Annotated in this window: 18 protein-coding genes; 12 read left to right on the top strand and 6 right to left on the bottom strand. The window is 72.1% G+C overall.

The features are described 5' to 3' along the window. The first annotated feature begins 55 nt into the window (after positions 1 to 55). On the top strand, positions 56 to 1,297 hold the full coding sequence (locus AXW62_RS26775) for an MFS transporter (RefSeq protein ID WP_159060967.1): 1,242 nt from the start codon (positions 56 to 58) through the stop codon (positions 1,295 to 1,297). 111 nt (positions 1,298 to 1,408) lie between these two features. On the opposite strand, the gene AXW62_RS26770 is transcribed toward AXW62_RS26775, so the two are convergent. Next, the gene (locus AXW62_RS26770; protein ID WP_060946769.1) at positions 1,409 to 1,888 is read right to left on the bottom strand and encodes a winged helix-turn-helix transcriptional regulator; all 480 of its coding nucleotides are present in this window, start codon (positions 1,886 to 1,888) and stop codon (positions 1,409 to 1,411) included. A gap of 107 nt (positions 1,889 to 1,995) precedes the next feature. Here AXW62_RS26770 and AXW62_RS26765 point away from each other — a divergent pair, with 107 nt between their 5' ends. Beyond that, a complete protein-coding gene (locus AXW62_RS26765; RefSeq protein WP_174556437.1) occupies positions 1,996 to 3,267 on the top strand; it encodes an MFS transporter in 1,272 nt (423 codons plus the stop codon). A gap of 128 nt (positions 3,268 to 3,395) precedes the next feature. Here AXW62_RS26765 and AXW62_RS26760 read toward each other — a convergent pair whose 3' ends face one another. Continuing rightward, a complete protein-coding gene (locus tag AXW62_RS26760; protein WP_060946768.1) occupies positions 3,396 to 3,824 on the bottom strand; it encodes a hypothetical protein in 429 nt (142 codons plus the stop codon). Between the two features lie 323 nt (positions 3,825 to 4,147). Here AXW62_RS26760 and AXW62_RS26755 point away from each other — a divergent pair, with 323 nt between their 5' ends. Then, positions 4,148 to 4,804: a M15 family metallopeptidase gene (locus AXW62_RS26755; protein ID WP_060946767.1), complete on the top strand. Its 657-nt coding sequence runs from the start codon at positions 4,148 to 4,150 to the stop codon at positions 4,802 to 4,804. 135 nt (positions 4,805 to 4,939) lie between these two features. On the opposite strand, the gene AXW62_RS26750 is transcribed toward AXW62_RS26755, so the two are convergent. Next, positions 4,940 to 5,932 (bottom strand): alpha/beta fold hydrolase, encoded by a 993-nt coding sequence (locus tag AXW62_RS26750; RefSeq protein WP_063817664.1) that lies wholly within the window; start codon positions 5,930 to 5,932, stop codon positions 4,940 to 4,942. 171 nt (positions 5,933 to 6,103) lie between these two features. Further along, entirely contained in the window at positions 6,104 to 6,613 is a 510-nt protein-coding gene (locus AXW62_RS41465) for an NmrA family NAD(P)-binding protein (protein WP_370682937.1), read from the bottom strand. A 1,158-nt stretch (positions 6,614 to 7,771) separates the two neighbouring features. Here AXW62_RS41465 and AXW62_RS26745 point away from each other — a divergent pair. Further along, complete coding sequence (locus AXW62_RS26745) at positions 7,772 to 8,293, top strand: hypothetical protein (RefSeq protein ID WP_143712686.1); 522 nt, start codon at positions 7,772 to 7,774, stop codon at positions 8,291 to 8,293. A 228-nt stretch (positions 8,294 to 8,521) separates the two neighbouring features. Then, positions 8,522 to 9,103 (top strand): class F sortase, encoded by a 582-nt coding sequence (locus AXW62_RS26740; RefSeq protein WP_079080312.1) that lies wholly within the window; start codon positions 8,522 to 8,524, stop codon positions 9,101 to 9,103. Here AXW62_RS26740 and AXW62_RS47235 read toward each other — a convergent pair. Then, positions 9,000 to 9,419 carry an RICIN domain-containing protein gene (locus AXW62_RS47235; protein ID WP_359897664.1) on the bottom strand — a complete coding sequence of 140 codons (420 nt, stop codon included), beginning with the start codon at positions 9,417 to 9,419 and terminating at the stop codon, positions 9,000 to 9,002. The two genes, AXW62_RS26740 and AXW62_RS47235, sit on opposite strands and share 104 nt — an antisense overlap. Before the next feature lie 120 nt (positions 9,420 to 9,539). Here AXW62_RS47235 and AXW62_RS47230 point away from each other — a divergent pair, with 120 nt between their 5' ends. The 5 genes from AXW62_RS47230 (at position 9,540) to AXW62_RS26720 (ending at position 13,958) form a co-directional block, all read left to right on the top strand. Next, positions 9,540 to 9,599 carry an SCO3870 family protein gene (locus AXW62_RS47230; RefSeq protein ID WP_359897666.1) on the top strand — a complete coding sequence of 20 codons (60 nt, stop codon included), beginning with the start codon at positions 9,540 to 9,542 and terminating at the stop codon, positions 9,597 to 9,599. A 151-nt stretch (positions 9,600 to 9,750) separates the two neighbouring features. After that, positions 9,751 to 10,161, top strand: a complete 411-nt coding sequence (locus AXW62_RS26735) for a VOC family protein (protein ID WP_060946765.1) — start codon at positions 9,751 to 9,753, stop codon at positions 10,159 to 10,161. A 356-nt stretch (positions 10,162 to 10,517) separates the two neighbouring features. Further along, the gene (locus AXW62_RS26730) at positions 10,518 to 11,057 is read left to right on the top strand and encodes a helix-turn-helix transcriptional regulator (RefSeq protein ID WP_060946764.1); all 540 of its coding nucleotides are present in this window, start codon (positions 10,518 to 10,520) and stop codon (positions 11,055 to 11,057) included. A gap of 547 nt (positions 11,058 to 11,604) precedes the next feature. Further along, positions 11,605 to 12,174: an HPP family protein gene (locus AXW62_RS26725; protein ID WP_060946763.1), complete on the top strand. Its 570-nt coding sequence runs from the start codon at positions 11,605 to 11,607 to the stop codon at positions 12,172 to 12,174. Next, positions 12,171 to 13,958 (top strand): glycoside hydrolase family 15 protein, encoded by a 1,788-nt coding sequence (locus AXW62_RS26720; protein WP_060946762.1) that lies wholly within the window; start codon positions 12,171 to 12,173, stop codon positions 13,956 to 13,958. The genes AXW62_RS26725 and AXW62_RS26720 overlap by 4 nt, the downstream gene beginning before the upstream one ends. A 467-nt stretch (positions 13,959 to 14,425) precedes the next feature. On the opposite strand, the gene AXW62_RS26715 is transcribed toward AXW62_RS26720, so the two are convergent. Further along, entirely contained in the window at positions 14,426 to 15,319 is an 894-nt protein-coding gene (locus AXW62_RS26715) for an NADP-dependent oxidoreductase (RefSeq protein WP_060946761.1), read from the bottom strand. Positions 15,320 to 15,389: 70 nt separating this feature from the next. Between AXW62_RS26715 and AXW62_RS26710 the strand changes: the two genes are divergently transcribed. Further along, positions 15,390 to 16,031, top strand: a complete 642-nt coding sequence (locus tag AXW62_RS26710; protein ID WP_060946760.1) for a TetR/AcrR family transcriptional regulator — start codon at positions 15,390 to 15,392, stop codon at positions 16,029 to 16,031. Between the two features lie 92 nt (positions 16,032 to 16,123). Beyond that, on the top strand, positions 16,124 to 16,465 hold the full coding sequence (locus AXW62_RS26705) for a hypothetical protein (RefSeq protein WP_159060966.1): 342 nt from the start codon (positions 16,124 to 16,126) through the stop codon (positions 16,463 to 16,465). Positions 16,466 to 16,474: the final 9 nt, after the last annotated feature.

Genomic DNA, 16,474 nt, shown 5'->3' with positions numbered 1-16,474 from the left:
CAGTAGCGCACGGAACGGAGCGACGGCAGAGATGGCGGAAGCGACCACAGAGGCTGTGACCCCTGGCGCCCGAAGGAGCCGCGAGCGTCATGCCTACGGCTTCGCCCTCTCGGCGGTGATGCTGGTGACCCTGACCGCGACGGTGGCCGCGCCCTCGCCGGTCTACCCGCTCTACCAGGCGGAATGGTCGCTGGGGCCGGGCGTGCTGAGCCTGATGTTCGCGATCTACGTCGTGGGCCTGCTGATCGTCCTCATCACGGCCGGATCGCTGTCGGACCACATCGGTCGCCGGCCGGTGATACTCGTCGCCGCGTCGCTTTCGCTGCTGGCTCTCGTGATCCTCGTGCTCGCCACAGGCGTCGGCGCGGTGCTGGTGGCGCGGGTCGTCCAAGGGGCGGCGATGGCGCTCGGGATGGGTGCCCTCGGTGCCGCCCTGCTGGACTTCGCCCCGCCCCATGGCGGCCGGCTCGCCGCTACGTTGAACGGCGCGCTGCCGCCGTTCGGCCTGGCGGTGGGATCACTGCTGGGCGGCGTGTTCGTCCAGTTCGAGCCGGACCCCACCCGGCTCGTCTTCGTGGTGCTGTCGGTCGTGGTCGTCGTGCTCGGCGCGATGGCCTTCTTCCTCCCCGAAGCCCGCCCCCGCCGCCCCGGTGCGCTGGCCTCCTTGCGGCCCGCCCTCAGCCTCCCGGCCCGGGTGCGTCCGGTGTTCCTCGCCGTGCTCGGCTGCATGCTCGCGTCCTGGGCGCTCGCGGGCCTGTACCTCGGCATGGGAGCCACCCTCGTGCGGGGCATCTTCCACGCCCCGCAGGCGGTGGTCGGCGGCCTGGCGATCGCCTGCGTCACCGGGGTCGGCGCCCTCACCGGCATGGTCGGTCAGCGCCTGGACGCCCGGCACGTCATGATCACCGGTGCCATCGCACTCGTCGTCGGCCCCCTGCTCGTCCTCGCCGCCGTCCAGACCGGGCAGCTGTGGCTCATGTTCCTCGGCAACGTCGTCGGCGGGATCGGCTTCGGCGGCGGCTTCCAGGGCGGGCTGCGGCTCATCCTCGCCGAGGCGCCGGAGGCCGACCGGGCCGGCCTGCTGTCGACCGTCTACCTGATCAGCTATTTCGCCTTCGGCGCGCCCTGCCTCCTCGCCGGGCTGCTCACTCCCACGCTGGGACTGCGCACCGTGGTCATCGGCTACGGCGTCTTCGTCTCCGTCCTCTCCGCCATCGCTCTCGCCCTGCAACTCGCGCGTCGGGGTACCCGCACCGTCGAACTCGAGGCCGTACAGGACGAACTCGCCCACTCGTGACCACCCGTCGATCGAGGCGGACTCCCCAGCCGGGCCGGGGGAATCACCGGCGCCGAGGATGCCGGACGTCATCGGCGGCCCCGGTGGCGGACCGGAAGGCCGACGGATGCCTCAATCGGCCCGACCGGAGGAATCGGAGCACGGGGCGGAGACCTTGTGGACGACGGTGTCGTCGGGGTCCAGCCGTCGTCCGTCCGCGGAGAGCACTTCCAGCGGGCGGAGGCGGTGTCCCTGCCGGCGGTCGACCAACTGCGAGTGCGGTTCGCCGGGGGCGAAGAAGTTCTGTTCGCCCCACTGCCGCAGTGCCACGATGACGGGGAAGAGCGCCTTGCCCTTCGGAGTCAGTACGTACTCGCGGTAGGCGCTGCCGTCCGAGGCGGGGACGGATTCGAGGACGCCGCCGGCGACCAGCGTGCGCAGACGCGCGGTGAGGATGTTCTTCGCCACGCCGAGGCCGCGCTGGAACTCCCCGAAGCGCCGGCTGCCGTCGAAGGCGTCCCGCACGATCAGCAGGGACCACCAGTCGCCGATCGCGTCCACCGACCGGGCGACGGGACATTCGCTGTCGTCGAAGCGCGTCCTGCTCACCATGGCGTCCCTCACTCTCACGATGGTTGCAACATGCTACCAAAGGGGTTACCGTCGCCGCTGGTAGCAAGATGAAACCAGAATGCGGGGGAGTGCCGATGCCCGTACCGATGCCCGGCAACGGTGAGGCCGTGACACGACGGACCGAGGGCCGGAGCGAGGAGGGCCCCGCGTCCGCCCTGTCCCGGGGCGTCGTCATCCTGTTCGCCGTCGCCTGCGGAGCCGCGGTGGCCAACGTCTACTTCGCCCAGCCGCTGCTGGTGACCATGGGGCATGACCTCGCCATGAGCCCGGCGCTGGTCGGAAGCGTGGTCACCCTCACCCATGTCGGGTACGGGCTCGGACTCTTCTTCCTCGTTCCGCTGGGCGACGTGGCCGACCGCAGACGGCTCATCGTGGCCCAGCTGCTGCTCCTGGTGGTGGCGCTGGCCGTGGTGGCCACCGCCCACACGGCGGCGATCCTGCTCGCGGGCATGGCCGCGACGGGGCTCCTCGCGGTCGTCACGCAGACGCTGGTGGCCTTCGCGGCGTCACTGGCCCCACCCGCCGGGCGCGGGCGGGCCGTCGGCCTGGTCACCAGCGGCGTGGTCATCGGCATCCTGCTCGCCCGTACCGCGTCCGGCCTCATGGCCGATCTCGCGGGCTGGCGCTCGGTCTACCTCGCCTCGGCCTCGCTCACCGCTCTGCTCGCCCTGGTCCTGTACCGGGTGCTGCCGCGCCACGGCGACGCTCCGCCGGCAACCCTGCGCTACGGACAGCTCCTGCGCTCCACGATCACGCTGTTCGCGCGGGAACGGCTGCTGCGGCTCCGGGCCCTGTTCGGCCTGCTGGTCTTCGCCGCCTTCAGCACCCTGTGGAGCAGCGTCGCGCTGCCGCTCAGCGAGGCCCCGTACTTCCTGCCCCACAGGGCGATCGGGGCGCTGGGGCTGATCGGTGTCGCCGGGGCCCTGGCCGCGACCGTGGCCGGGCGCCTGAACGACCGCGGACTCTCCCGGCGGACCACCGGCATCGCCCTGGCCCTGCTCGCCGCCTCGTGGCTGCCCTTGGCCTTCACCGGCAGCTCGCTCTGGGCCCTGTTCGCCGGGGTGATCCTCCTCGACCTCGCCGTGCAGGCGGTCCATGTCACCAACCAGACGCTGATCTACGCGCTGCACCCGGACGCGGGCAGCAGACTGATCGGCGGATACATGGTCTTCTACTCGATCGGCAGTGCCACCGGCGCCATCGCCGCGACCTCCCTCTACACGGTGGCCGGCTGGGGCGCCGTATGCGCGCTGGGCGCCGCGTTCAGCTGCCTCGGGCTCGTGCTGTGGGTGTTCACCCGGCACAGCACTCCGGCCCCGCCACTCGCCACCAAGACGATGTCCGGTGGGGACGGCTGACCTGCCGTCGACCGGTGCTCGTCGCCCTCAGACGGCGCCGGGCGCCGCGGCAGGGATGCCCGGCACCCGCCTGCCCGTCGTACCGGTTCGCCGGCCCGGCCGACCGGATGGCCCCCGAACCGGAGACATCAGACCGCGAAGGCGCTGACGCCCAGGGTGAGCAGCGCCGCGACCTTGGCCACCTCGAGGGCCACATACACCAGGTGAGTGCGGGAACGCGGAGGATTTTCCCCCGCGAGCACCCGGTCCGACCGGCGGTTGAGGGCGGGGCGGATCACGGCGAGTTGCACGATCAGCAGGAGCGCGGTGACAGCGGTCGGCACGCCGACCGACAGGGGCGGCTGCCCAACGGCGACGGCAGCGACGACGACGGCGGCCAGCAGGACCTCGACCGCGTTGAGCGCCCGGAAGACGAGGCGCCCGATACCGAGCCCGATCGGTATCGTCACCCCCGGGGCCCGGAACTTCAACGGCGCCTCCAGGAACGAGATGGCCAGCACCATGCCGAGCCAGACGAAGGTGACCGCTGCGGCGATGGCGGCTGACGTGGTGTTCATCGACCTCTCTCCGTCCTCACGGCGTGGGGCCCTCCTGCCGTCGGCCCCCGGCTCGCCCAGCAGTGAGGCGGGGCCGGGCCCGAACACCCTGGAGCGGATGTCCCGCACCGGCGGTGCGCGGCGGTGCGCGGCGCGGCGGGTCGCCGCGGATGGCCCGTGTGAACGGCAGCGGGCCGCACCGGTACGCGGTGGCGTCCTGGGGCGGTTCGATCGTAGCGATGTCCACCTGCCCGATGGCCGCCCGGGCCCGGCGCCCCTCAGTCCATGTCCGCCCCTGACGTCATCGTCGCCGTACGGGCGCGGGGCCACGAGATGATCGCGTCATGACTGAGATCGTCTTGATGTCCGACCCCAAGGTGGCAGCCGTGCCCGTTCAGGAGTGCGGTGAGCGGCTCGTGGACGTCCGCCGGGACAGCCGTCTGCTGGTCGACGAGCGGAAGTGGCAGGACTCCGCCGGTGCTTTCGCCCACGTACGAGAAGGAGTGCTCGATCGGCTCCTCCGAGCACAGGCACTGTTGCCTGGAGGAATGCGCCTGCTGTTCGTGGAGGGGTACCGTCCGCCGTCCCTCCAGCGGCGCTACTTCGACGAATACGCCTCTCAACTGCGGACCGACAATCCGGGCTGGTCCGTTGAGCAGGTTCGTGCGGCAGCCAGCCGCTACGTGTCTCCTCCCGAGATCGCGCCGCACAGCGCGGGCGCGGCCGTCGACGTGACCCTCGCGGATGACGACGGCCGCGAAGTCGACATGGGCACCCGCATGAACGCGACCCCTGAGGAGAGCGTCGGCGCCTGTTACACGCAGGCCGAGAACATCAGCGGCGCGGCCCGCTCCCATCGTGATGTCCTGGGCGCCGCGCTCGCCGCTGCCGGTCTGGTCAACTACCCCACAGAGTGGTGGCACTGGTCGTACGGAGACCGTTACTGGGCTTTGCTGACAGGGGCGGAAACCGCCCACTACGGGCCCAGGGAACTCGGCTGACCGCAGACCTCGGGGCGCGCGGGAGCAAGGGGTCTCCCCGAGGCACGACGATCGGGGACGGGGGAGCAAGAGGTCTCCCCGAGGCACGACGAGCCTGGGGGAGCACGGGGGAGATGACGAGGGAACGGCCTCCTCTCAACTCCCAGACCCCGGCGCTCTCCTGGTGCCATCCGCGGCCGGACCCGAGGCACGGAAAGTGCGCCGGTACGCCGACGGGGCGCCCCCCGCCTCCGCCGCCCGGGCTCGGCGGGCCACCTCCTCGATCGCGTCCGCGAGGAGGCCGGACAGCTGTGGCGGCAGGTCATGTCCCATGCCGGGGATCAGGCGGAACTCCGCACCGGGAATGCTGTCGGCGGTGTCCCTGCCGCACACCGGGGGGATCAGCGGGTCGTGCTCGCCGTGGAGGACAAGCGTGGGCGCGGTGATCGTCCTCAGCTTGGGACGGCGGTCGGGCGCGGCGACGATGGCGGCGTAGTGGCGGGCGGGTCCGGCCGGGTAGGTGGAGCGCTCGACGTCGGCGGCGAACTGCGCGCGCACGAAGCCTTCGTCGACGGGGTAGGCGGGGGACCGCGTCAGCCGCCAGTGGCTGAGCATGTGGTCCACGAAGCCTTCCGGGTCTTCGTGGGGGTCCGGCGGTGTCCGGGTGAACTGCTCTGTCAGTTCCTGCGATGCGGCGGGGAGGTCCGGATTGGCCGTGGTGGACATGATGGAGGTCAGGGAGAGCACGTGGTCCGGGTGGTCGGCGGCTACGAGCTGCGCGACCATGCCGCCCATGGAAGCGCCCACGATATGCGCCTTGCGCACGTTCAGCGCGTCCAGCAGGCCCACGGCGTCGGCTGCCATGTCGTCGAGATGGTAGGCGACGGGGGCGGGGTCCCCCTGTGCCACCGCCGTGGCGACGGCCTCCATATCCGGAAGGCCGGCGGCGTCCATTTTTTCGGACAGTCCAACGTCGCGGGCGTCGTACCGGATCACGCGGAAGCCCTTCGCCGCAAGGAGCTCGATGAGCCCCAGTGGCCACTGGGTCAGCTGCCCGCCCATCCCCATGATGAGCAAGATCGCGTCCCCGTCCTCGGGGCCGTGGGACTCGTACTCGATCGTGATTCCATTCGCGCGTGCGTGCGGCACGGAGATTTCCCTTCGGTGCGGTCGGTCGGATGGAAGAGCCACAACCCGGTCTTCGGGGCCGTGGCGCGGTGCGCCCGGGGTGTTGGGTGACGGCCCCGGCCGCCCGGTCACGACGTGTCCGGGAGGCGTGAGCCGGAGCGGACGAGCGATGGCTGGTCGTGTGCGGCCGCCTCAGACACCGGTGCGAAGCCCGCTTCGCGGGGCCCGGCCCTGGATCGCGGTATCGCGGCCTCGGCGCCCGCGACCGGCTTCACGCGTTCCCGGCGGCCCGTCCGGCCGGGAGTTTCCGTGCGCCGGACCGCACCGGAGAAAGAGGTGTGCACGAACTGCGGTACTCCGGCTGCCTTCGCGTCCTCGACGAGGGTGACGCCCTGGGACGTCTCCCCGTCGGTGTCGGGGATATCGGGGATCCCGACGGTGAAAGCGGGCCTCTGCGCCGAGAATCCACCCAGAGAAGACGGGGCGGACGCCGTCGGCGGCCCGGATCACGGACTCACGGTTGTGCAGGCCGCCGGTGACCAGCTCGGCGCCGTACGCCGCGACGGCCCTGGCCCGGTCGGTGGCCGCATGGCGCACCAGGGCGCGGACGGGCCCGCCTGCCGCGAGCGGGGCGCGGGCTGTTGCCCCGCCCTGTCGGCCGGTGGCGCCGGTGACCAGAACGGGCACGGGGACTTCGGACATGGCGCTCCTCGGGCACTCACCGAAAACGGCGGGGCCCGCCGATTCTGCTCCGGTACGATATGGCGAGGCCCGCCGGTTAGCAAACCTCGCGGTCACGCCGTACTCAAGGCTCCTCGCGCAGACGCCAGGCGCAACGACGCGCGCATCCCCGCCGAGACGGAGGAGGAGGCCGCCGACCATGACGCCGACGCAGGCCGCCACGCGACAGCCCGCCACGCGACAGGCCGCCCGCGAGCCGCCCGCGAGCCGCCTGCGCGGCGCCGGTCGGCTCGGCGACCCTGCGCCGGTGCTTCCCCGTCCGCCGCGTACTGCTGGAGGTGGAGGGCACGAGAAGACCTGAGTCGGATGGTCAGGCCAGGCGGGGAACCTGTCCTGCGCAAGCGTGGCCACGCCATGGACGGCAACGGCAGCATCCTGACGAAGGCTGGCATTTCTGCCACTCGTGGTGGCGAAGAGACGGCGCGATTCAAGGAATCGCTGCCCGCCTGGTCCATGATCGAGGCTAGTGGCCCCGCTACGCCCGGACGGCTGATCGAGGTACGCAGCACCGCCGCTTACCGAGTGTGAGCGCGTCGGGATATCCGGTCGATCGGAGTCGGGCATCGGAGGGGGCGCTGGAGCCGCCGGCGGGTGAAAACGCTGGCCAGTGAATCCCTCGGCCGGTGGAGTCGTCGGCCGGTGGCGTCCTGGACTGTCCTCACCGTGAAGGCGGCCCGCGCCCGCTCCGGCGCACGGCGGCCGATCGTGACGGACCGCGCCGTGCCGGGGTCTGAGGAACATCCGTGTCAGATCGTGCGCTAAGCGTTGTCTGGGCTGGTTGGTGCTTTGGCCCAGGGTGATTGAGCGTTGGAGCCTTCGTGGGTCGTTGTTGTCGATCTTCGGAGAGCTGTTGTGGCGGTCGAGTTCCTGACGGTTGAGCAGGCGGCCCGGTGCGGGTCGTTCCACGGGGCGCCTTCGCGGGCGGAGCTGGAGAGCGGTACCGGCTGCCTCGGACCACGCCCCGGTCGTCGTCGACCTCGAGGTCTGAGCGCCGCTCGCTACGCAGCGTGCTGTAACCCATTCGCTCCAGATATCTGAGCATGTGTTCGGGTTTGCGTAAAAACTCGGAGCCAGAGGTCGACAGCATTCGTCGGCGCTTCAAGCCTTGAGGAGGACTCGATGTCGTCTGCGAACAGCAGGAAGACGTATGTGATAGCCACGGTGGGCGGCGCGTTCGCCATGATCGCCGCCCTCGCCGCCCCCGCATACGCGGGCGGAGCCGGCGGAGCGGCGACCCCCATCAAGGGGCGTACCGAGGGCGGCAGTCTCGAGCTCGTCAACGGCGACATCGTGGCCTGCGCCGGCGTCGGCGACGTGCGCGTCGAAGACACCACGGGCGTGGAGCACAAGACCGACGGTGCGGGCACGGAGTTCACCACACGGGCCGGCACCGAGGTCGAGACACTGCGCAAGGGCACCGTGGAAGTGACCGTACGAGGCGCCAGCGCCGTCATCACCTGCGGCAAGGAGGGATTCCCCACGACGAAGGCGCGGGTTCCCAAGGGTGTGCTGGCCGGTTCGGGCGGCTCGGTGACCGAGGCCGACACGGCCGAGACCCTCGCCGGAGGCGCCCTGGTGGCGTCCGCGATCGCGGGCTGTGCGGTGGCGCTGCGCCGTCGCCGCGGCGACATGAGCGGCTGACCGGTAGGCACCATGCGGTCAGGGCTGTCCCCGAAAGCCGCCGAGCCCTCCGCACGCGGGGGAGGGGAAGCCCTGATCCGCGCTTAGTCCCGCTTCACCCCTGACCCACGGAAGGCGCGCACGGTGCGACGTCCCCTCGCACACACCCACGCCCCGCGCGGGCCTCTCCCACGCGGCAACCGCCTGACCCTCATCGCGGCCGGAGTCGCCTTCTGTCTCGGCTGCGGAATGGTGCAGGCTGGCACCCACGCCCAGGCGCCGCCCAGCCCCTCCGCTGCCGAGGCGCGGCCGACCAGGCCCGCCGCCACCACCGGACCGGTCGCGCCCCCGATGCCGCTGTCGCGGCCCACGCGCATCCGCATCCCTCGTATCGGGGTCGACGCGCCGGTAGTCGGCGTCGGCCTGGACGCCTCCGGATACCTCCAGGCCCCACGGGCCACCAAGCCGAACCTGGCAGGCTGGTACGTGGAGAGCCCGACCCCCGGCAGCGCGGGAAACTCCGTCATCGACGGCCACGTCGACACCCCGCGAGGCCCTGCCGTCTTCTACGAACTGGGCGCTCTGCACCGGCGGGACCCGATCCACGTCACCCGTGCCGACGGAACCACCGCCGAGTTCACTGTCGACGCCATCGAGGTGTACCCCAAGCGGGCCGTACCCGCCGATCGCGTCTACGGCCCCACCCGGCGCCCGCAGTTGCGCGTCATCACCTGCGGCGGCGGCTACACCCCGGGATCCGGCTACCGGGGAAACGTCGTGGTCTACGCCCACCTGACCCGAGCCCGCGGACACGCGACCTCGGGGAAGTGAGGCACGCTGGCCCGCAGAAGATGCCCGTGAGCAAGCGGGTCAGTCCAATCTCGTACCTTCCGCCCTCGGTAGGGACGAACCTGAACTTCTGGTTCCAGTCAAGGTTGCGGGTGTACTGGATGATTCCCCTTCGCGGATCGCCGCCTGGAATATCCCAGCACTTTCCCGTGCAGGTGCGTACCTCCTGGTCTTGGAGCGAGCCGAGGTCGAAGATGGGCAGCTGACTTGCCGCGCTCGTGCAGGGGTTCTGGACGATCTGCGCGCCGTCCTGAGGGTTGCTGCCCGAGACGTCCGCGCACTTGCCTGCATGGGTGATGACCCGGTGCGAACCCGGGGCCTGCGCGGCTGCCGTCGCGGAACCGGGCGTCGCGCCCGCCGTCGCCCCGTGCGCCTGTACGCGCTCTGCCGATGGCCATGAGCGCCGCGCCGGGCGGCCATCACCGCGGCGCTGGTCGTGGTGACATGGGTCCGAGACGGCCGGCCGCAGTCGAACTGAGCGCTTGCCGGACGGGCGCCAGGCCGATGCCCTGGCGCCCGCACCCCTTGATGGGGCGTTTCCGATGTGGCGTTTCCGTAGCCGGGTCCGTTCCCGGATCGATCAGGAATCGAGAAGCGGGGTTCATGGAGCCGCCTCTAATCTGCCCATCATGGACATCACGATTCACACGACTTTCCTTCCGCACGACGACCCGGACGCGTCGCTCGCCTTCTACCGCGACGTCCTCGGCTTCGAGGTGCGCAGCGACGTCGGACAGGGCAGGATGCGCTGGATCACGGTCGGCCCGGCCGGGCAGCCCGACACGTCGATCCTTCTGGCGCCGCCGGCCGCCGACCCGGGAATCACCGAAGACGAGCGCCGCACCATCACCGAGATGATGGCCAAGGGCACCTACGGCTGGATCCTGCTGGCCACCCCGGACCTCGACGACACATTCGAAAGGGTGCAGGCCGGTGATACCGAGGTCGTCCAGGAGCCGACCGAGCAGCCGTACGGCATCCGCGACTGCGCCTTCCGCGACCCCGCGGGCAACCTGGTCCGCATCCAGGAGCTTCGCTGAGCCGTGCGGGTGCAGTGCCGCGACTGTGCGGGCGGACACCGCGACCATCCGCGGAGGAGTGCGCCGGCGCACCCGCGCGGAGGTGTCCGCCCTGCAGATCGCCCACCGGGGCCGCGTCCAGGTCCTCGCCGAACCGGCCACGGACCCGGACCCGTCGCCGAACCGGCCACGGACCCGGACCCGACCTGATCCCGCCCCTGCCCAGCAGCCGCCCGCCCCTGTCCAGCAGTCGCTGACGGCTGTCCGGCTCCGGCGGAGCCGGACAGCACCGGCCGCGTGCCCTGGGGTGTCTGCCGCGGCAGACACCCCAGGGCACGCGTAGACGTCGAGGGAAGATGAGAAAAGGGAGTGTCCTCATGTGTCAGGCCGAGTGGCGGCGCGCACGCGTCGAAGCGCAGCGCCTGGCCGATCTGGCGCGGCTGCGCCGCGTCCGCGACCGGATCGACAGGGAATACGCGCAGCCGCTGAACGTGGAGGCGCTCGCCCGCGAGGTGAACATGTCCGCCGGGCACCTCAGCCGGCAGTTCCGGGCCGCCTACGGTGAGTCGCCGTACGCCTACCTGATGACGCGCCGCATCGAGCGCGCGACGGCGCTGCTGCGGCGGGGCGATCTCAGCGTCACCGAGGTCTGCTTCGAGGTCGGCTGCGCGTCGCTCGGCACGTTCACCACCCGCTTCACCGAGCTGGTCGGCATGCCGCCCGGGGCCTTCCGGCGCCGGGCGGCAGGCGCGGCGGATGCGGCGGACGCGGCGGCCGACCGTGCCGATGCCACAAGCACGGCCAGTGATGCGGGTCCGGCGGTGACGGTGGAGGGCATGCCGGCGTGCGTGGCGAAGCAAGTGACACGACCGGTCAGGAAGCGCGAAGCACCGGCCGCTGAACAGCCCCTGGCGTGATGGTCATCGCGTCCGCCGCGCCGCCGCGTCCACCACATCCCTCCGTGGAAAGAGCGTCCGGCGGTTCCGGGGGAGGGGACCGCCATGGGCGTGGCCAGGATGAGCGGACCCGTTCAAGGAGGCCCGGCCGAGGCGGCTGCCCCGGGCCACGGCGGGTACGGCGGACCGCCGCCGACCTGCGCCCGCGGCTGTGCAGCGCGTCCAGCACGGCGCTTCCAGCACGGCGCGTCCAGTACGCCGCTTCCAGTACGGCGCGTCCGGCACTGCGCTTCGAGTGCGGCCGCGGCCTGGTGTCAGCGGACACCGCCGAGGACGGTGCCGTCGATCCCGGCGTTCACATGCTGTGCTTCCCACCGCTTCCCACCGGTTGCTGCGTGACAGCCGGGTACCCGGGGACGTGCTGACCGAAGAGACCGTACGACCTGACGAAGAGACCGTACGAAGAGCCGTACGAAGAGACGGTACGGACAGATCCGTGTGCCGCGCGACGTGGGAGGCGGCGAGCCCCCGCGGGCGTGGCCGGGCCGCGTCGCAGGAGGTGCGCCGGATGGCACGTACGCCCCACACACCCGGCCGGGCGACGATGCCGGCGCCCGCCCGCCGGTGGGCGGCCGGGAGACGCCTCTTCCTGACCTCGGCGGTGCTGCTGGCCGTCGTCGGCGCGGTCGGTCAGGGCGTCGGCTGGGTGCTGCTGACCACCACACTCGGCCCGACGGCGTACATGCTGCTGGCGCAACCCGAGAGCGAGGCGGCCCGGCTGCGCAACTCCTCGCTGGGCCACGCGACAGCGACTGCCTGCGGGCTGGCGTGCCTGGCCGTCTTCGGGCTCTGGCAGCAGCCCTCCGTGGTCGAGCAGAAACGCGACACCTGGTCGCAGATCGGTGCGCAGGCCCTCGCCGTGGGGCTGACGGTCCTCCTGCTCGAACTGTTCCGGGCCCAGCACCCGCCCGCGGCCGCCACCGCCCTGCTGATCACCTCCGGCATCGCCCGGCCGGGACCGCCCCTGTACGGCATGCTCACCGGACTCGCCCTGCTGATCGCGTGTGCCGCCCTGCTCGCGTGGGTCGAGCGGCGGCCGGCCGCGGCCGACGCGCGGGAGGAGGAAGGAGGAGGATGAACGGCACGCCCCCGGGCCGGCCGTGCGGCCCGGTGTCACCGGCCGCGGATGTGTCCTCGCCGTGGACCCTCCGGGAGTACGCCTTCCTCGGGGACGGCGAACGCGGCGCCCTGGTGGGGCCGCGCGGCGAGATCGTGTGGCTGTGCGCACCCCGCTGGAACAGCGACGCGGTGTTCTCCACCCTGATCGGCGGACCGGGGGAGTACCTCCTCGGCCCCGCGGACCACTGGAACGTCTGGGGCGGCTCCTACGAGGAGGGCTCGCTCATCCACGTCGGCCGCTGGATCACCGGTGACACCGTGATCGAGTGCCGGGAGGCGCTGGCCGCGCCCGCCGACCCGGACCGGCTGATTCTGCTGCGCCGGATCCGGGCGGTGCGCGGCGACGCGGGCGTACGGCTGCGGCTCGACGTCCGCCCCGGCTTCGGCGCCCACACCATGACCGGCCTGCGGCAGGAAGGCGACACCTGGTCGGCGCACGGCGGCGGACTGCACCTGCGCCTCGTCGGAGCGGCCGGCGCCACCCCCCGGCGGCCGGGGGTGCTGGAGGCGCGGCTGACGGTGGCGGCGGGCGAAGAGCGGGACCTCGTCCTGGAGATCGGCACCGGGGCGCGGACGGGGGAGCTGGATCCGGAGCGCCTGTGGCAGGCGACCGAACGTTACTGGGCCGGTGCCGTACCGGACTGCTCGGAGCTGGCCGCGCCGCGCGACGCCCGCCATGCCTATGCCATCCTCCGCGGGCTGACCAGCGCGTCCGGGGCGATGGTGGCAGCCGCCACCACCTCGCTCCCGGAGCGCGCCAACACCGCCCGCAACTACGACTACCGGTTCGCGTGGATCCGCGACCAGTGCTACGCCGGGCTGGCGGTGGCCGCACACGGCCCGCACCCCCTGCTGGACGCGGGCGTCGGCTTCGTGACCGAGCGCCTGCTGGCCGACGGCGGCCACCTGCGCCCCGCCTACACCGTCGAGGGCGACACGGTGGCCGGGGAGAGCTCCCTGCCGCTGCCCGGCTACCCGGGCGGCACCGACCGGGTGGGCAACCGCGCCGGCCGGCAGTTCCAGCTGGACTCCTTCGGCGAGATCCTCCAGCTGTACGCGGCCGCCGCCCGGCTCGACCGGCTCGACACGGACGGCCGCCGCGCCCTCGGCGTGGCCGTGGAAGCCGTCGCACGCGACTGGCCGCGGCCGGACGCGGGTCTGTGGGAACTGGAGAACCACTGGTGGACCCACTCACGACTGTGCGCGGTGGCCGGTCTGCGCGCCGCGGCGCGAGAGGTGCGGGACCCGGCCGCGCGTGACTGGGACGACCTCGCCGACACCATCCTGCGCGAAACCCGCCGCCGCTGCCTGACCCGCCAGGGCCACTGGTCCCGCGCGGAGGACGACGAAGGACCGGAAGCCGCCCTGCTGCTGCCGCTGGCCCGCGGCTGCCTCCCCCCGGACGACCCCAGCGGGCCGCTCACCCGCCGGTTCGTCGAGGCACGGCTGTCCGAAGACGGCTACCTCTACCGCTTCGGCCACGGCGACCAGCCCCTGGGCGAGGCCGAAGGCGCCTTCCTGCTGTGCGGCTTCATGATGGCGCTGGCCGCCCACCACCAGCGAGATGCCGTCAGCGCCTTCCGCTGGTTCGAGCGCACCCGGGCCGCCTGCGGCCCGCCGGGCCTGTTCGCCGAGGAATACGACGTCCGCCAGCGCCAGCTACGAGGCAACCTGCCCCAGGCGTTCGTCCACGCCCAACTCCTCGAGGCGGCGGTACGCCTCAGCGGTGACCCGGACGCATGAGCCCGCTCGCCCCCACCGCCGCGGTGAGCGCGTCACCCGGTGGCCCGCCGGGTGCCTGGATCGTCCGTGACCCGCGGGAGGTGGTCATGCACCCCGTGCGGTGCGGTGCGGCGTCTGTGGCCCGGTGGCTACCGCCGAGATCGGCGATCTCCGGCTGGACACCGACGGACACATCGTCGAACAGGTCGCTGACGCGGTCCTGGCCCGGACCCAGTGGCCACGGTGATCCGGCACTATCCAGCAGGGCGGCCGAGGCCAGGCACGGTCTGCCCGGCGCTCATGAGGCGAGCCCACCCCGTGTGCGGGGTGGGCTCGCTGAGCATCAGGGCTTGGGCCCGTGACCCGCGGTCAGCCCCTCAGAGCATGCTCGGGTACGGCCCGGCTTCGGAAGACGCCGCCACTCCTCACACCGTCACCGCGCGGTGAGCCGACGGGCACCCGTGGCGGGCGCCCGCACGGGAGTCGGGTCATACGACGATGACCCGGCGCCCGCGCGTGTGACCGGCCTGGCTGTCGATGTGGGCCGCCGCGGCCTCGGCCAGCGGGTACGACTTCTCGACCGGGATGTGGAGCTTTCGCCGTGCGATGAGGTCGACGGCTTCGGCGAGCGCGTCCGGCACGCTCCCGGCCACGCCGGAGAACCGCACCCCGTGGTCCGGCGCGCCGAGATCGGCGATGGAGATCACCTTCTGCGGATCCCCGGTCAGTTCGACGAGTTCGCGGATCACGCCCGAGCCGGACAGATCGAGTGCCGCGTCGACATGGCCGAGCTGCCGCACCCGCTCGACCCAGCCCTCGCCGTACGTCGTGGCGACGGCACCCAGGCTGCGCAGATAGTCCTGGTTCTTGGCCCCGGCCGTGCCGATCACCGTGATGCCGCGGTCGCGGGCGATCTGCAGCACCGCCGATCCGACTCCCCCGGACGCGCCGCTGACCAGCAGCGTCTGCCCGGACCGCACACCGACCTCGCGGATGATGCGCAGCGCGGTCTCCACCACGGAGGGGTACCCGGCCGCCTCTTCGAACGTCAGCCCTTCGGGCATCCGGGCCCAGGCCGACAGCACGGCGAACTCGGCGTAGGTGCTCGAGCCTTCGCCGAACACCCGGTCGCCGATCTTGACCCCTTCGACGCCCTCGCCGACCTCGTCCACCACCCCGGCGGCGTCCTGTCCGACGCCCGAGGGCAGCACGGTCGGATGGGCCCCGAGTACCTGGCCTTCCCGGATCCTCCAGTCGACGGGGTTCACCCCCGCCGCTCGCACGGCGATGCGTATCTGGCCGGGGCCCGCGTGGGGCTCCTCGGCGTCTATCAGGCGCAGAACGTCCGGACCGCCGAATTCGGCGAAGCTCACTTTCTTCATGCCGCCGACCGTAGCACTAACGGTTAGTTTTTCGAAACCGATACGGATTCGTATCTGCTAGCATGAAGCAATGACCGTGCCGTCCGGACGCCGTGAGCGCAAGAAGGCCGCGACCCGACAGAAGATCGCTGACACCGCCCTGCGGCTTTTCCTGGACCGCGGGTACGACGCGGTGGGCATCCGTGACGTGGCCGCCGAGGCCGACGTGGCCGTCACCACGCTCTTCTCCCACTTCGCCTCGAAAGAGGCCCTGGTGTTCGAGCAGGACGAAGACTTCGAGCAGCGTCTCGCGCAGGCGGTCACCGGCCGGGCGCCGCACGAGCCGCTCATCCCCGCGCTGCGCCGCGAGATCGAGGCCCTGGTGCGACATTGCACGGCGGACAGCGCCGCCCCGATCTGGCGCCTGGTCGAAGAGACACCTGCCCTGCGGGAGTACGAGGAGTCGATGCGGCTGCGCCACGCGGAGGCGCTGGGGATGGCCATCGCCGCCGATCTCGGCCTGCCGCGGACGACAACGGACTGTCGGACGATCGCCAGGTTCGTGATCGACGCCTATTCGCTGGCCCGTGAGGCGGCCGATCCGGAGGCCGCGCTGGACGAGATCTTCCGGATGATCGAGGCGGCCTGGGAGGTCACCTCCTCTTCCCGGTGTACGCGGGGAGCCGTTCCGCCGGACGGGGCAGAGGCCGGTCGGGCTGTGACGGCTCGCTGAACGCCTGGGGCCGACTGAGGGCCCTGGCGGGGCGGGCCCTGGCGAGGCCGGACGCGTAGCGGGTCGCCCAGGCGTCGGCGGGCATCGCCGAGGTGGTGGAGGTCGTCGGCCTCAGCGCCGAGACGCCACCGGGCCCGCTCGTGCGGGTCGGCGCGGCCGATGCCGAGGATCCGTACCGGATGGCGGGGCAGATCCTCGCTATTCCCGACACCGAGCGCGGCCGTATCGGCGGCGGTGGTGAGCCGGGCCCGCTCGTGCGGGTCGTCGTGGCCGGTGCCGAGGATGCGTACCGGATGGCGGGGCAGATTCTCGCCCTTCCCGATGCCGAGCGCGGCCGTATCGGCGGCGGTGGTGAGCCGGGTCCGTTCGTGCGGGTCGCCGCGGCCGATGCCGAGGATCCGTACCGTGAGCGGTGCGTGCCGGCGGTCGGCTGAACCGGCCGC

It is taken from the genome of Streptomyces hygroscopicus subsp. hygroscopicus, from assembly GCF_001553455.1.
Classification (GTDB): Bacteria; Actinomycetota; Actinomycetes; order Streptomycetales; family Streptomycetaceae; genus Streptomyces; species Streptomyces hygroscopicus.
The sequence above is the reverse complement of the archived record's forward strand: the minus strand, read 5'-3'. Positions and strand labels throughout refer to the sequence as shown.

What these genes read in the sequence shown, in the direction of transcription:
- AXW62_RS26725 (WP_060946763.1), top strand. Translation starts at nt 11,605, where the DNA reads ATGGCACGTACGCCCCACACACCCGGCCGGGCGACGATGCCGGCGCCC.
- AXW62_RS41465 (WP_370682937.1), bottom strand. Translation starts at nt 6,613, where the DNA reads ATGTCCGAAGTCCCCGTGCCCGTTCTGGTCACCGGCGCCACCGGCCGA.
- AXW62_RS26715 (WP_060946761.1), bottom strand. Translation starts at nt 15,319, where the DNA reads ATGAAGAAAGTGAGCTTCGCCGAATTCGGCGGTCCGGACGTTCTGCGC.
- AXW62_RS26720 (WP_060946762.1), top strand. Translation starts at nt 12,171, where the DNA reads ATGAACGGCACGCCCCCGGGCCGGCCGTGCGGCCCGGTGTCACCGGCC.
- AXW62_RS26745 (WP_143712686.1), top strand. Translation starts at nt 7,772, where the DNA reads ATGTCGTCTGCGAACAGCAGGAAGACGTATGTGATAGCCACGGTGGGC.
- AXW62_RS26755 (WP_060946767.1), top strand. Translation starts at nt 4,148, where the DNA reads ATGACTGAGATCGTCTTGATGTCCGACCCCAAGGTGGCAGCCGTGCCC.
- AXW62_RS26765 (WP_174556437.1), top strand. Translation starts at nt 1,996, where the DNA reads ATGCCCGGCAACGGTGAGGCCGTGACACGACGGACCGAGGGCCGGAGC.
- AXW62_RS26710 (WP_060946760.1), top strand. Translation starts at nt 15,390, where the DNA reads ATGACCGTGCCGTCCGGACGCCGTGAGCGCAAGAAGGCCGCGACCCGA.
- AXW62_RS26760 (WP_060946768.1), bottom strand. Translation starts at nt 3,824, where the DNA reads ATGAACACCACGTCAGCCGCCATCGCCGCAGCGGTCACCTTCGTCTGG.
- AXW62_RS26735 (WP_060946765.1), top strand. Translation starts at nt 9,751, where the DNA reads ATGGACATCACGATTCACACGACTTTCCTTCCGCACGACGACCCGGAC.
- AXW62_RS26740 (WP_079080312.1), top strand. Translation starts at nt 8,522, where the DNA reads ATGGTGCAGGCTGGCACCCACGCCCAGGCGCCGCCCAGCCCCTCCGCT.
- AXW62_RS26770 (WP_060946769.1), bottom strand. Translation starts at nt 1,888, where the DNA reads ATGGTGAGCAGGACGCGCTTCGACGACAGCGAATGTCCCGTCGCCCGG.
- AXW62_RS26730 (WP_060946764.1), top strand. Translation starts at nt 10,518, where the DNA reads ATGTGTCAGGCCGAGTGGCGGCGCGCACGCGTCGAAGCGCAGCGCCTG.